General features: G+C 43.4%; 17 protein-coding genes and 1 riboswitch. Of the genes, 15 read left to right on the forward strand and 2 right to left on the reverse strand.

Annotation, left to right across the window (positions count from 1 at the left end):
* Positions 1 to 81: 81 nt before the first annotated feature.
* On the reverse strand, positions 82 to 345 hold the full coding sequence (locus G5A70_RS11980; protein ID WP_173749870.1) for a hypothetical protein: 264 nt from the start codon (positions 343 to 345) through the stop codon (positions 82 to 84).
* A gap of 366 nt (positions 346 to 711) precedes the next feature.
* Here G5A70_RS11980 and G5A70_RS11985 point away from each other — a divergent pair, with 366 nt between their 5' ends.
* The 11 genes from G5A70_RS11985 to G5A70_RS12035 all read left to right on the forward strand — a co-directional run bounded on the left by G5A70_RS11985 (position 712) and on the right by G5A70_RS12035 (position 9,113).
* Positions 712 to 1,386: a response regulator transcription factor gene (locus G5A70_RS11985; protein WP_173749871.1), complete on the forward strand. Its 675-nt coding sequence runs from the start codon at positions 712 to 714 to the stop codon at positions 1,384 to 1,386.
* Positions 1,383 to 2,753 (forward strand): sensor histidine kinase, encoded by a 1,371-nt coding sequence (locus tag G5A70_RS11990; RefSeq protein ID WP_173749872.1) that lies wholly within the window; start codon positions 1,383 to 1,385, stop codon positions 2,751 to 2,753. The genes G5A70_RS11985 and G5A70_RS11990 overlap by 4 nt, the downstream gene beginning before the upstream one ends.
* Before the next feature lie 79 nt (positions 2,754 to 2,832).
* Complete coding sequence (locus G5A70_RS11995; RefSeq protein WP_173749873.1) at positions 2,833 to 3,432, forward strand: PepSY domain-containing protein; 600 nt, start codon at positions 2,833 to 2,835, stop codon at positions 3,430 to 3,432.
* Positions 3,433 to 3,642: 210 nt separating this feature from the next.
* Positions 3,643 to 4,197: a biotin transporter BioY gene (locus tag G5A70_RS12000; protein WP_173749874.1), complete on the forward strand. Its 555-nt coding sequence runs from the start codon at positions 3,643 to 3,645 to the stop codon at positions 4,195 to 4,197.
* Positions 4,194 to 4,622: a DUF1284 domain-containing protein gene (locus G5A70_RS12005; RefSeq protein WP_173749875.1), complete on the forward strand. Its 429-nt coding sequence runs from the start codon at positions 4,194 to 4,196 to the stop codon at positions 4,620 to 4,622. Before G5A70_RS12000 ends, G5A70_RS12005 begins: the two co-directional genes overlap by 4 nt.
* A gap of 46 nt (positions 4,623 to 4,668) precedes the next feature.
* Positions 4,669 to 5,076, forward strand: coding sequence for a GNAT family N-acetyltransferase (locus tag G5A70_RS12010; RefSeq protein WP_173749876.1), 408 nt, complete (start codon positions 4,669 to 4,671; stop codon positions 5,074 to 5,076).
* A gap of 59 nt (positions 5,077 to 5,135) precedes the next feature.
* Positions 5,136 to 5,558, forward strand: coding sequence for a bacteriohemerythrin (locus G5A70_RS12015; protein WP_173749877.1), 423 nt, complete (start codon positions 5,136 to 5,138; stop codon positions 5,556 to 5,558).
* 11 nt (positions 5,559 to 5,569) lie between these two features.
* On the forward strand, positions 5,570 to 5,929 hold the full coding sequence (locus G5A70_RS12020) for an arsenate reductase family protein (protein WP_173749878.1): 360 nt from the start codon (positions 5,570 to 5,572) through the stop codon (positions 5,927 to 5,929).
* A gap of 10 nt (positions 5,930 to 5,939) precedes the next feature.
* Positions 5,940 to 6,046: riboswitch (TPP riboswitch) on the forward strand.
* 49 nt (positions 6,047 to 6,095) lie between these two features.
* Positions 6,096 to 7,565, forward strand: a complete 1,470-nt coding sequence (thiD, locus tag G5A70_RS16030) for a bifunctional hydroxymethylpyrimidine kinase/phosphomethylpyrimidine kinase (protein WP_173749879.1) — start codon at positions 6,096 to 6,098, stop codon at positions 7,563 to 7,565.
* 69 nt (positions 7,566 to 7,634) lie between these two features.
* Entirely contained in the window at positions 7,635 to 8,783 is a 1,149-nt protein-coding gene (gene fliB / locus G5A70_RS12030; RefSeq protein ID WP_173749880.1) for a flagellin lysine-N-methylase, read from the forward strand.
* 30 nt (positions 8,784 to 8,813) lie between these two features.
* Entirely contained in the window at positions 8,814 to 9,113 is a 300-nt protein-coding gene (locus tag G5A70_RS12035) for a cysteine-rich small domain-containing protein (protein ID WP_173749881.1), read from the forward strand.
* 103 nt (positions 9,114 to 9,216) lie between these two features.
* On the opposite strand, the gene G5A70_RS12040 is transcribed toward G5A70_RS12035, so the two are convergent.
* Entirely contained in the window at positions 9,217 to 9,882 is a 666-nt protein-coding gene (locus G5A70_RS12040) for an HAD family hydrolase (protein ID WP_173749882.1), read from the reverse strand.
* A gap of 169 nt (positions 9,883 to 10,051) precedes the next feature.
* On the opposite strand from G5A70_RS12040, the gene yaaA reads away from it, so the two are divergent.
* From yaaA to G5A70_RS12060, 4 genes are read left to right on the forward strand one after another with little or no spacing between them, the layout of a single operon-like run.
* Positions 10,052 to 10,825 carry a peroxide stress protein YaaA gene (yaaA, locus tag G5A70_RS12045; protein WP_173749883.1) on the forward strand — a complete coding sequence of 258 codons (774 nt, stop codon included), beginning with the start codon at positions 10,052 to 10,054 and terminating at the stop codon, positions 10,823 to 10,825.
* Entirely contained in the window at positions 10,822 to 11,289 is a 468-nt protein-coding gene (locus G5A70_RS12050; RefSeq protein ID WP_173749884.1) for an NAD(P)H-dependent oxidoreductase subunit E, read from the forward strand. Before yaaA ends, G5A70_RS12050 begins: the two co-directional genes overlap by 4 nt.
* A 12-nt stretch (positions 11,290 to 11,301) precedes the next feature.
* A complete protein-coding gene (locus G5A70_RS12055) occupies positions 11,302 to 11,964 on the forward strand; it encodes an HAD hydrolase-like protein (RefSeq protein WP_308781667.1) in 663 nt (220 codons plus the stop codon).
* Between the two features lie 5 nt (positions 11,965 to 11,969).
* Positions 11,970 to 12,557, forward strand: a complete 588-nt coding sequence (locus G5A70_RS12060) for a cyclase family protein (RefSeq protein ID WP_173749885.1) — start codon at positions 11,970 to 11,972, stop codon at positions 12,555 to 12,557.
* The last annotated feature ends 17 nt before the right edge of the window (positions 12,558 to 12,574 follow it).

Here is a 12,574-nt window from a genome sequence, read left to right on the forward strand (position 1 = left end):
TGCTCCATAGATACTCACTCACCTATTTTGCAACGCCCCGTTTCCACTTTACTTTTAGTATAGAACTATCAAGACGTAACATTATACAATCCATTTATTTCTGTCTCTTAATAATTCTTGAGATATTTTCGCCTCTTTTGTTGCTTCTTCCTTGTCATCCATTATAGTTGTTTTCTTTCCATCAATAGCCCACAAAAAAACAAGATTTAATAAATATATTCCAAAAACTAACCATGCAGTCCAATTATATTTTAGTGGCTTCACAAAAGGAACAAAGCAAATACCTAAAATATACAAAAGTGCTACAAATGACAAAGAATATTTTATACCTTTTGCGTACTTCATTAACTTATCCCTCCCTATAAGTTATTTCCAATAAATTTTTAGATTGCCATTCAATAGTATTCAGAACATATTTTTTATCGATAAATTTGAACGGAAATTTATGTACGAAATAAAAATATTTGATATAATCAAAGTGAAGAACAGAACTATATGATATGGAAGGGGAGATAATCCATTGATAAAACTATCTTGCAGAAGATTTAATTGAAAATGAATCTGAACTGTTTCGCGAAAGACAATTTTATGATACAGAAAAAATGAGTAAAGAGCAGAGAAATATGTTTGTTGTATGGCTCATTGTTGCTATGAAAAATGTGCATTTAGATGAAAAAAGGCATTTAGAAAGTACAGGGAGGACGTGATTTTATGAGAATTCTGGTAGCCGAAGATGACAGAGATATGAATGCGATTTTAGTATCCAGGCTAAAAAAAGAGCATTACAGTGTAGATACCTGTTTTCAGGGAGAAGAGGCGCTGGACTATCTGGCCGGTGCAGAATATGATGTAGTGATTCTGGATATTATGATGCCGGTGCTGGACGGTCTGAGCGTGCTGACAAAAATCAGAAAAGAGGGAAATCAGGTTCCGGTGTTGCTTCTGACAGCCAGAGACAGCATTGAAGACCGGGTGAAGGGACTGGATTCGGGGGCCAATGATTATCTGGTGAAGCCTTTTGCTTTGGAAGAGCTGCTGGCGCGTATCCGGGTGCTTTTGCGCCGGGGAACAGGAGAGAAGGAAAACGTGTGCCGTGTGGCGGATTTGGAAGTACACCTGGATACCCATGAAGTTCTGCGGGGCGGGAAGGAGATTACACTTTCCGGAAAGGAATTTTCCCTCCTTCGCTATATGATACAGAACCAGGGAATCGTGCTGTCCAGAGAAAAGCTGGAGCAGCATATCTGGAATTATGACTATACAGGAGGCTCGAATGTGATTGACGTGTACATCCGCTACCTGCGGAAAAAGATTGATGAGGGCTTTACTTCTAAGCTGATTCACACTGTACGGGGCGCCGGATATGTGCTGAAGGAGAAAGCATGAAAAAAATATCTTTGAAAATAAAAGTGACGCTTATGTTTACTTTTTTCATGACGCTTTTAACCTGCATTTCCCTGGGGCTGTTGTTTTCCCTCAGTAGCCAGGAAATTTTAGGTTCTGTACAGGCTCAACTGGAAAAGCGGGTATATGAAAGTATGGATGAAGTAAGTGTGCAAAATGGTAAACTGGATATGGAACAGGATTTTTATGATTTGGAGGATGGCATTTACCTGGCTTTATATGATGAAACGGGAACCTTTCTCTTTGGGAGAGTGCCTTATGGTTTTCAGGAAAAGACGGTGTTTGCAGATGGGAGTATGCAGACTGTGGGAACAGGCGCCGCGCGGTGGTATGTTTTTGATATCAAGTATCGGCCGGGAGAATTTCAGGACGTGTATATCCGGGGTGTCTGTTCCATTAATCGTGCAGAAAACAGTATGAAAACCGTTCAGCGTCTGGCTCTGATTTTGTTGCCTCTGCTGGTAGCGCTTACAGGAACAGCGGGGTATTTTTTCATTAGAAGGACGCTGCGCCCGGTAAGGCAGATTACAGAAACCGTACAGGAGATACAGAAAGACAGGGATTTGTCCAGAAGAGTAGGTCTTGGCCGCGGCACAGATGAAGTCTATGTGATGGCAGAAACATTTGATAAAATGTTGGCGCAGATAGAGGAGGGATTTCAGAGGGAAAAGCAGTTTACCTCGGATGTCTCTCATGAACTTCGTATGCCGGCGGCAGTGATTCTGGCGCAGTGTGAGGAGTTGCTGGAAGACGAAAATCTGACGAGGGAGCAGAAAACGCAGCTGCAAAGGATTCAGAAAAAAGCTTTTGAAATGTCAGACATGATTTCGCGCCTCCTGTTTTTGTCCAGGGCAGACCAGGGACGGCAGGAAATTCAAAAAGAGCGGGTAAACCTCAGTGAATTGACGGAAATGGCTGCTTTGGAGATGGAACTGTTGGCAGAGAAAGAAAATATCCGGCTGGAAATGCAGATAGAGGAAAATCTTTTTGCGGAAGTGGACGAGAGTCTTTACCTCCGTATGGTGGTGAACCTGGTTTCCAATGCCATTGCTTATCACGGAGGACCGGGCTATGTGAAAATCCGTCTGCAGGGTATGGAAAATCAAATTTGGGGAAGTATAGAGGATGATGGAAAGGGAATTTCCCCGGAAGACCTTCCTCATATCTGGGAGCGGTTTTACCGGGTCGATAAGGCCAGAATACAGGACAGTCATTCCGGGCTGGGGCTGCCTATGGTGAAATGGATTGTGCAGGCCCACCAGGGAGAAATCCAGGTGGAAAGTACTCTTGGCAAGGGCAGTGTGTTTACCTTTTGGCTGCCCACAGAAGAAAGTGGAGAAAAAAAGTAAAATATTTTCTGGTTTTAATGTTTCTTTAATCTTTCCTGGGTATACTGACTTCATCAAATACAGAGAGGAGATTTTATTTATGAAGAAATATACAAGGATAACAGCTGTTTTGGTTTTAGGAGGTTTGCTGGCAGGATGCGGAGCAGCAGAAGGAAAGGATATTGGACAGGAATCTGCCAAAAGTATTGCATTTGAGAAGGCAGGGGTTACGGAAGATGAGGTTTCCAGATTAAAAGTCAGCAAGGACAGAGATGACGGAAGAAGTATTTACGAAGTGGAGTTTGATGCAGGAGAGAAGGAGTACAGTTATGACATCGGGGCCAGTGACGGAGCCGTTTTAAGTGAGGAAACAGACGTCCGTGATTCTTATGAGACACAGACACCCTCCGGTACACAGACAACAGAGGGACAGGATACAGCAAACCAGCAGAACACAGCAGAAAGCAGTTCCCAGGGAGATGCACAGAACGTTCAGGTAGCTGTCAGCCAGGAAGACGCGAAAAAAGCGGCTTTAGAACGTGTTCCCGGAGCAGAGGAAAAAGATTTGCGCATGGAACTGGATTTGGATGACGGGCAATATATCTACGAGGGAGATATTGTTTACCAGCAGACAGAGTATGAGTTTGAAATTGACGCGAATACAGGTTCCTTCCTGAAGTGGAGCGAAGAGAACTACTAAGAAATACAAGAGGAAGATGTGGCACGAAACCATATGGAGAATGAAAATGCTTTTCCTATTTTCTTTTCCATAGCTGTTTTGTGCCACATTTATTGTAAACAAAAAGTATATTGTAAACTTAAAAGTATAATAAGGTTGACAATTATTGCTACCCTATGGTAAAGTGTAGGAAGAAAAATTGAAAAACAGCAACAGGAAAGGAAAAAGAATATGACAACAATAGCAGGGGAACGAAATAAGACACAAGATTTGGTTTATGTGAGTATTTTTGCAGTATTAATTGCAGTATGCTCCTGGATTTCCATTCCGGCGGCGGTGCCATTTACACTGCAGACTATGGGAGTTTTTACTGCTGTGGGAATTTTAGGCGGAAGAAGAGGCAGCATGGCGGTTTTGATTTACATATTGCTTGGCATCATAGGAATTCCGGTGTTTGCAGGATTTACAGGAGGAATTGGAGTTCTGGCAGGAACTACCGGAGGATATATTGTGGGATTTCTGGTTTCTGCACTGGTGATGTGGGGGATGGAAAAATTCTTCGGAAGAGGAAAGGCAGCGCTGTTCTTTTCCATGCTTGCAGGACTGTTGGCCTGCTATACCGTAGGAACTCTGTGGTTTCTGGTCGTGTATACCAGCCAGACAGGTCCAGTGGGAATCGGCGCAGTATTAGGCTGGTGTGTCATTCCTTTTATTATTCCGGATTTGCTGAAAATTTTGTTGGCAATGGTTTTGACAAAGAGACTGGGAGGCGTTATCAGAAGATGAGAGAAGAAAGGCTTCTCAGATTGCGGGCACATCATGGTATGTGCCTTGCTTTTTTTGAGGGAAAAGGGTATAGTGACGGATTTACAGCGCATATGGAAAACGTTCTGGCAGGCATGGAGCAGAATCCAATCTTGCAAATTGTGACAACAGGGGATATTCTATGTAAGAAATGTCCAAATTTAAGGGAAGATATCTGCATTAGCCAGGATAAAGTGGAAGAATATGACCGAAAGGTGCTGCTTGCATGTGGACTGGAAGAAAATTGTGTCATTTCCTGGGAAGAGTTTTTTCATTTGGTGGAGAAGAGTATTCTGAAGCCAGGCAGACGGGAGGGAATCTGCGGGCATTGCCAGTGGGGTGAAATTTGCAGGAGGAAGGAGCAGGAGAGATATGGAGGATACGAAGGAACAGCCAAAGATTCGTAAGGCGGAGAAAGAGGACTACAGAGAAATCGCGGGATTTATGTAGCAGGTGCATGATTTGCACAGCCAGGCCAGACCGGATATTTATAAAGATGTGCAGCATTTTTATACATTGGAGCAGTTTGCAGAAGACATGGCTAACCCGGAAATCCTGTTTTTGGCAGCCAGCGTAAGCGGAAAAATGGTGGGCATGTGTGAGATAAAGTATCATACAGCCGGAGGAGGCAGTATTACCAGAAAAAGGCAGAGAGCCTATGTGGAGGCAATTTGCGTGGACGAAAAATATAGAAACCGGGGTATCGGAAAACTGCTGCTTATAGAGGCAGAAGCGGAAGCCAGACGCAGGAATATTTTTAAACTGGAACTGACAGCGTGGAATTTCAATCAATCGGTATTGGAATTTTACAGAAATTATGGACTTCGGTGTCAGAAAGTGATTCTGGAAAAGGAAATTTAGATTGGAAAACCGGAAAAAATGTGGTACACTATAGCTAATCACAGAGGAGGTTTAAGACTATGAGAGCAGAATTTGATGAAACATTAGTAACAGGAAATGAGATGATAGATTCTCAGCATAAAGAACTGATTGGCAGAATTAACCAGCTTCTGGAAAGCTGTGAAGACGGACAGGGTAAAATTAAAGCAGTAAAAATGCTGGATTACCTGTTGGACTATACAGAATTTCACTTTAGTGCAGAGGAGAAACTGCAGGAAGAAATGGAATATCCGGGTATCAAAGAACATAAGGAAAAACATGCGGAATTCAAAAAAGCAGTAAAAGAATTACAGGAAATGCTGGAAGAGGAAGAAGGTCCTACAGAAGCTTTTGTTGCACAGGTACAGAAAAATGTTGTGGACTGGCTCTTTGACCACATCAAAGGCTTTGACCGTTCTGTAGCGGAGTACAAATTCATGGCATCGAATGCAGAGAGATTATAAGGATCAAAATTATGTTATTATTTGTGGAATATCCAAAATGTACCACCTGCCAGAAAGCAAAAAAATGGCTGAAAGAGAGAAATCCGGAATTTTCAGAGCGCCATATTGTGGAGGACAGACCTTCCAAGGAAGAATTAAGAGAATGGTATGAAAAAAGCGGACTTCCTTTAAAGAGATTTTTTAATACCAGCGGGAATAAGTACAAAGAACTTCATTTAAAAGACAAACTGCCTTCCATGACAGAAGAAGAGCAGTTGGAACTTCTGTCCACAGATGGGATGCTGGTGAAGCGTCCGATTCTGGTGGGCGAAGATTTTGCACTTCCCGGCTTTAAGGAGAAAGAATGGACAGAAAAGCTGGAAAATGCATAAAAACAATTTCATATGCAGTCAGGGGAGCCCGTAGGCGGGCTGAGAGGAAGTGCTCAAACTTCGACCCTTTAACCTGATATGGGTAATGCCAGCGTAGGGAGATGTGAAAACCGGGAGACGTGCTGACGTTTCCCGGTTTTTACGTCTCCGAAAGAAAGGAAAAGACATGAAATGTAAAAAAGAAGATATGCAGCTTTATGCAGTGACAGACAGAACCTGGGTGGGAGAAAAGTCTTTTGAAGAACAGGTGGAAGAATCTCTGGAAGGAGGAGTTACCTTTTTGCAGCTGAGGGAAAAACATTTAGCAGAAGAAGAATTTTTCAAAGAAGCCGTAAAAATCCGGCAGTTAGCAGCAAAATACAAAGTTCCCTTTGTGATTAATGATAACGTGGAAATTGCCAGGAAGGTGCAGGCGGACGGTGTTCATCTGGGGCAGAAGGACATGGGGCTTTTGGAAGCCAGAGAAATACTGGGGCCGGATAAACTCATTGGTGTGTCCTGCCGGACTGTGGAGGATGCCAGAAAAGCAGAAGCTCTGGGTGCAGACTATCTGGGCGTGGGAGCTGTATTTGGAACTTCTACCAAGAAGGACGCAAAGCCTGTTGCAAGAGAAGAGCTGCAGGCCATTTGCCGGGCCGTTTCCATTCCGGTGGTAGCTATCGGAGGCGTGAAAGAAAGTAATCTGATGGAATTAAAAGGCAGCGGCGTTTCCGGTGTTGCTGTGGTTTCCGGGATTTACGGACAGAAAAATATAAAAGAGGCCTGCAGGCGGCTGCGGGAACTTTCAGAAGAAATGACGGCAAGGAGTATGAAAAAAGTTCTGAGCATTGCAGGTTCAGATTCCAGCGGCGGAGCAGGTATCCAGGCCGATATAAAAACCATTACTGCACACGGTCTGTATGCCATGACAGCCATTACTGCCCTGACTGCACAAAACACTACCGGAGTTTACGGGGTTCAGAACGTACCGCCGGAATTTGTGGCAAAGCAGCTGGACTGTATTTTCCAGGATATCTGTCCGGATGCTGTGAAAATCGGTATGGTTTCAGACAGCCAGATTATCCATGCCATTGCAGAAAAACTGCGGGAATATGAAGCCGAAAATATTGTGGCGGATCCGGTCATGTCAGCTACCAGTGGGGGAACTCTTATGCAGAAAGAGGCAGAGAAGGCAATAAAGGCAGAACTGTTTCCGCTGGCTGATGTGGTGACCCCCAATCTCTTAGAGGCGGAAATTCTGACAGGAATGAACATTCATACAGGAAAAGATATGGAAAAAGCGGCGCAAATCATTGGAGAGGGCATGGAGGGAGCTGTGCTCTTAAAGGGCGGACATTTAAAGGAGACGGCAGATGATTTGTTGTATTTTGAAGGAAAATTTATCTGGTATCCAGGAGAAAAAGTGGAAAATCCCAATACACACGGCACTGGCTGCACGCTGTCTTCTGCCATAGCCTGTAATCTGGCAAAAGGTTATGATGTGCCGGAGAGCGTCAGAAGGGCAAAAGCATACATTACCGGAGCCTTGCGGGCACAGTTGAACCTGGGAAACGGCAGCGGGCCGCTGAATCATATGTATGCGTTGAGAAAAGAAAATGTGGAAAATATTTTTGAGAAATACATGAAGGAAACTTGAAAAAGGGGTGGGGCAGTGGTATTCTTTTTTGAGAATACTACGAGAAAAGCAGAAAGGAACATTTTCACTATGTATTACAGAAAACCCCACTATTATCAGGATTTTGTCTGCACGGCTGACAAATGTCCGGATACCTGCTGTGCAGGCTGGCAGATATTCATAGATGAGGAATCTCTGGAAACCTACAGTCGGGTGAAGGGAGATTTCGGTATCCGTCTTCTGAACTCTATTGATTGGTCTGTGGGAGCCTTTGAGCAGTATGAAAAGCGCTGCAGCTTTTTAAATGAAAAGAATTTGTGCGATATCTATAGGAAACTGGGCCCCTCCTCACTGTGCGAAACCTGCAGGCAGTATCCAAGGCACACAGAGGAATTTGAAAACCTGCGGGAGCTGTCCCTGTCTCTTTCCTGTCCTGTGGCAGCAGAAATGATTCTGGGCTGCAAATCCAGAGTGGAATTTCTGGAAGAAGAGGACGATTTGGAAGAAATAGAGGAAGATTATGAAGACTTTGATTTTCTGCTTTTCGGAAAGCTGGAAGAGGTGCGAACGTATCTTTTTCAAATCCTTCAAAATCGGAAATACAGTATCAGAAAGCGAGTTTTCCTATGTCTGCACATAACACAGCTCTTCCAGAATGCTTTGGAAGAAGGCATACTTTTTGAAGTGGATTTTGCGGAAGAACTGCAGAAAGCAGATAAGAAAATAAAAGATAGAAAACCTGAAAAACGTTCAGAAATTCGTTTTGAGAGTATGCAGTTTATGCTGAAAGACTTGCGCAGACTGGAAGTGCTGCGCACGGAATGGGAGGGAAACCTGTCCTGTCTGGAAGCTGAATTATACGGAGAAGGAAGGTCTTCTTATGAGAAAAAGCGTGGAAAATTTCTGCAGTACATAGAAGAAAAGGAAAGGGAAAACTGGGAAATTTATCAGGAACAGATTCTTATATTTTTTGTCTATACTTATTTCTGCGGCGCTGTTTATGACGATATGGTGTATACCAAAATGGTTCTGGCTGTGTTCAGCGTCTTCTGGATAGATGAACTTTGTTTCGCAAAATGGCTGCAGAATCAGGAACGACTGACCTTTTCTGAAATTGTTCAGACAGCTTATGAATATGCAAGAGAAATTGAACACTCCGATGAAAATTTGAATCTTCTGGAAGAAATTTTCCATGAAAACGGGCAGTACAGTCCCAGGCATATGGCGGATATCGCATAGAAAAAAATAAAAAGAGAGGAGTATCAGACCATGAGTGAAGAAAAAAAACAGGAAAAACCATACTGGGAGGGAAAGGAATATTCTTTTTTTGCTCACAAAAACTGTGAGTATTTTCCTTGCCATGAAACAAAAGATTTGGAAAATTTTAACTGTCTGTTCTGCTATTGCCCGCTGTACGCCCTTGGCAGTAAATGCGGCGGAAACTTCAAATATACGGACAATGGCATAAAGGATTGCAGCGCCTGTCTTCTGCCTCATAAGAGGAAAAATTACGGGTATATTATGAGCAAATATAACGAGATTATGGAACTGGCGAAAAAAAATAAATAACAGACAGGGAAACGTCCTTTTGTCCGGCACGCTTACATTTGCCGGATAAAAGGGCGTTTGGCTAACATATTAGAGTCTGCCGGATTCGCAAGAGAGGTAGTTGTCAAAATTTTATAAATTTCTGAGAGGAGATTAGAGCAATAACCTGTGTCAAATCTTTGCATACATAATCGCAGAAAGGTTCTAAAGCAGCTGTGTAAGGAGTCAAATCAGGCACCATGCAGGTCACTCCATTTGCAGCTTTGCCCGCTTTCAATCCGTTTATGCTGTCCTCTACAATAAGGCAGTTTTGAGGCGGTATACGCAGTTTTTGGGCAGCTTCCAGAAAAATTTCCGGGTTGGGCTTGCTGTGCTGTACCTCATCACCGCAGACGGAGGCGGTCATAAATTTTGCAATATCGGCCAGCTCCCAGTAGTGAGAGGCACGCTTTCTGGGGGTGGAGGTGGCTACTGCCCACGGAATCTGTTCCTGTGTCAGATAAGTCACAATTTCCTGTAGTCCCTTCTTTTCGGGGACAGAATGCTTTTCTATGTAATCGGATAAGTATTGGGAACGTATACTCCTGGCCCGGTGGTAATCAATTTTTCCTTCAAACCATTTCTGAAAAAGCGCTGCATTTTGTTCGCTGGAACCGCCCCGCATTTGTCCAAGATGTTTTTCCGTAAGTTGAAAATTCAGTTCCTTTCCGGCTTTTAGCCATCCTTCTTTCATAACCTGTTCCGTGTCAAATAAAACACCGTCCATGTCAAAAATGACAGCCTGTATCATAAAAATTCCCCTTTCTAAAAACGGTATTTTGGTATATTTTATTTCTCTTTCAGAATAGCAGAATCCAGGAATAGGTGCAAGGGCAGAAAAGCGTTGGATTTGAAAATGGGACGTGGTATAATGATGGTACGATGTGCAGTTTACAAATATACAGGAGGTTTTGCAAAAGATGAAGATTATCATTTCTCCGGCAAAGAAGATGAATATTCGGACAGATGAACCCGTAGAGTTTACAGAGCCGGTGTATCTAAAAAAGGCAGAATGTTTATGGAATACTCTGAAAGAAAAGGATTTTCAAACGCTGCAGAAACTGTGGAAATGTAATGAGAAAATTGCCCGGCAGAATTGGTACAGACTGCAAAATCAAAATTTTTCTTCCAGACTGACTCCTGCGGTACTGGCTTATGAAGGGATTCAATATCAGTATATGGCACCTTCTGTATTTACAGAAAACCAGTGGGAATATGCACAAAAGAACCTGCGGATTTTATCTGGGCTTTACGGGATTTTAAGACCTATGGACGGAGTGATTCCCTATCGGTTGGAAATGCAGACAAGACTGGAAACGGTTTCAAATTCACGGAAAAAGCGGGATTTGTATGATTTTTGGGAAGAAGATATTTACCGGGAACTGGTAAAGGAAGAACGGATAATTTTAAATCTGGCATCCAAGGAATACAGCAAAACAGTAGCACCTTATGTGAGAGAAGACGTCCGGTATATTACCTGTATTTTCGGAGAATGGGCAGAAGGAAGAGTAAAAGTAAAAGGAACACAGGCGAAGATAGCCAGAGGCGAAATGGTGCGCTGGCTGTCGGAAAACCAGATAGAAGAAGTAGAAAAAGTCAAAGAATTCCAAGGGTTGGGATACCGATATGAACCGGTTCATTCCACTGCCTCGGAAATGGTATTTATCAAAGAAAAGGAGGGTTTGCAGAAGTGAAGAATGAAAATGAAATCCGAGAAATTATAGAGTATTATGCATCACAGCGTAATGCGGCAGAACAGGAAAATATTGTGTCCATGCTGCGGGAAATACAGGAAGTGGAGGGATATATTCCGGTAGATGCACAGGAAATGGCGGCTGAAAAACTGGGAGTAAAGCGTGTAATATTTAGCTGTATTATGAAAAGGATTCCTGATTTGAAAGAAGCAAATTACAGCCATGAACTGGTTCTCTGCACGGGAGAACGCTGCCAAAATAAAAACAGTATGGTGCTTTTAGAAACCGTGAAAAAGGAATTAAAAATTGCCAAAGACGGACTTTCAGCAGATAAAAAAGTGCACCTGACAACTCAGAACTGTATGAAACAATGCCGAACTTCTCCTAATATGAAAATAGATGGGAAACTGTATACAGGACTGACAGAAGAAAAGGTTTTGGGACTGATAAGAACATTAAAATAGGAAAAGGAAAACATGATGAGATACAAGGCGTTATTATTTGATTTAGATGGAACCCTGACAGCTTCAGGAGAAGGAATTACAAAATCCGTACAATATGCCCTGCAGAAAATGGGAAAAGGAGCACTGGGAGAGCATTTGGAAGCGCTGGAGGTCTTTGTAGGACCGCCGCTTTTGAGCCAGTTTATGGTCTATGCAGGGTTTTCAGAGGAAGAGGCCAAAGAGGCGGTGAAGTATTACCGGGAACGGTATACGGTGACCGGAATCTTTGAAAACAGGCCGTATGAAGGAATTGCAGAATTATTGGGAAAGCTGCAGGCGAAGGGATATCTGCTGGCCGTGGCGTCTTCAAAACCGGATTCCATGGTGAAAATTGTACTGGAACATTTTCATCTGGACGGATATTTTCAGGTTATGCAAGGCAGTGATATTGCACGTCCGAAGATGACAAAAGCACAGGTAATTGAAGCGGTTTTAGGGGAATTGGGACTGGAAAACACAAGAGAAGAAGCTGTGATGATTGGGGATCGGTTCTATGATGTCTGCGGGGCAAGAGAGGCCGGGCTTTCCTGTATTGGTGTCACTTACGGATATGGAAACCGGAAGGAATTGCAGCAGGAAGGCGCCCTGGAAATTGCAGAAACAGTAGAGGAACTAGGACGGATATTGGAGGTTTAAAGAGCATGAAAGATGCGTTTCAGATATATGATATAGGAAAAGAATTGTTTTCTACACCGGCTTATCCCGGTGACCCGGTGCCTTGTAAAACTCCTTTTCTGGAAATCAAAAAAGGAGATGTCTGCAATCTTACCGTGATTACTATGGGCAGTCATAACGGCACACATTTGGACGCGCCGAAGCATTTTTGCCCGGACAAAGGCGGGGTGGATACCATTCCTCTTGCCAAGTGTATGGGAGCTTGTAAGGTAGCTGAAGTCTCCGGAGAAATCACGGAAGAATGTATGAAAAAGCTATTGGAAGACGGGACGGGAAAGTTGCTTTTAAAAGGGGATATTCTGCTGACCCCTGAGGCAGCCAGCGTATTGGCAGAGGCAAAAACGGATCTGATTGGTGTGGAAAGCCAGACTGTGGGGAAAGGAGATACTCAGCCTGTAGTACACAAAATTCTGCTTTCGGCAGAGGTTGTTATACTGGAAGGGCTTGTGCTGCGCGAAGTATTGCCGGGAAACTATTTTCTTGCAGCACAGCCTCTGAAATGGGAAGGGATAGACGGTTCTCCGGTGAGGCCCGTGCTGCTTTCCATGGAGTAATCTTCCATACGATTTTC

It is taken from the genome of Blautia hansenii (genome assembly GCF_013304445.1).
Classification (GTDB): domain Bacteria; phylum Bacillota; class Clostridia; order Lachnospirales; family Lachnospiraceae; genus Blautia.

Coding starts and splice junctions, on each gene's coding strand:
- G5A70_RS11995 (WP_173749873.1), top strand. CDS start 2,833: ATGAAGAAATATACAAGGATAACAGCTGTTTTGGTTTTAGGAGGTTTG.
- G5A70_RS11990 (WP_173749872.1), top strand. CDS start 1,383: ATGAAAAAAATATCTTTGAAAATAAAAGTGACGCTTATGTTTACTTTT.
- G5A70_RS12035 (WP_173749881.1), top strand. CDS start 8,814: ATGAGTGAAGAAAAAAAACAGGAAAAACCATACTGGGAGGGAAAGGAA.
- G5A70_RS12005 (WP_173749875.1), top strand. CDS start 4,194: ATGAGAGAAGAAAGGCTTCTCAGATTGCGGGCACATCATGGTATGTGC.
- fliB (WP_173749880.1), top strand. CDS start 7,635: ATGTATTACAGAAAACCCCACTATTATCAGGATTTTGTCTGCACGGCT.
- G5A70_RS12060 (WP_173749885.1), top strand. CDS start 11,970: ATGAAAGATGCGTTTCAGATATATGATATAGGAAAAGAATTGTTTTCT.
- G5A70_RS12000 (WP_173749874.1), top strand. CDS start 3,643: ATGACAACAATAGCAGGGGAACGAAATAAGACACAAGATTTGGTTTAT.
- thiD (WP_173749879.1), top strand. CDS start 6,096: ATGAAATGTAAAAAAGAAGATATGCAGCTTTATGCAGTGACAGACAGA.
- G5A70_RS11985 (WP_173749871.1), top strand. CDS start 712: ATGAGAATTCTGGTAGCCGAAGATGACAGAGATATGAATGCGATTTTA.
- G5A70_RS12015 (WP_173749877.1), top strand. CDS start 5,136: ATGAGAGCAGAATTTGATGAAACATTAGTAACAGGAAATGAGATGATA.
- G5A70_RS12020 (WP_173749878.1), top strand. CDS start 5,570: ATGTTATTATTTGTGGAATATCCAAAATGTACCACCTGCCAGAAAGCA.
- G5A70_RS12055 (WP_308781667.1), top strand. CDS start 11,302: ATGATGAGATACAAGGCGTTATTATTTGATTTAGATGGAACCCTGACA.
- G5A70_RS12040 (WP_173749882.1), bottom strand. CDS start 9,882: ATGATACAGGCTGTCATTTTTGACATGGACGGTGTTTTATTTGACACG.
- G5A70_RS11980 (WP_173749870.1), bottom strand. CDS start 345: ATGAAGTACGCAAAAGGTATAAAATATTCTTTGTCATTTGTAGCACTT.
- yaaA (WP_173749883.1), top strand. CDS start 10,052: ATGAAGATTATCATTTCTCCGGCAAAGAAGATGAATATTCGGACAGAT.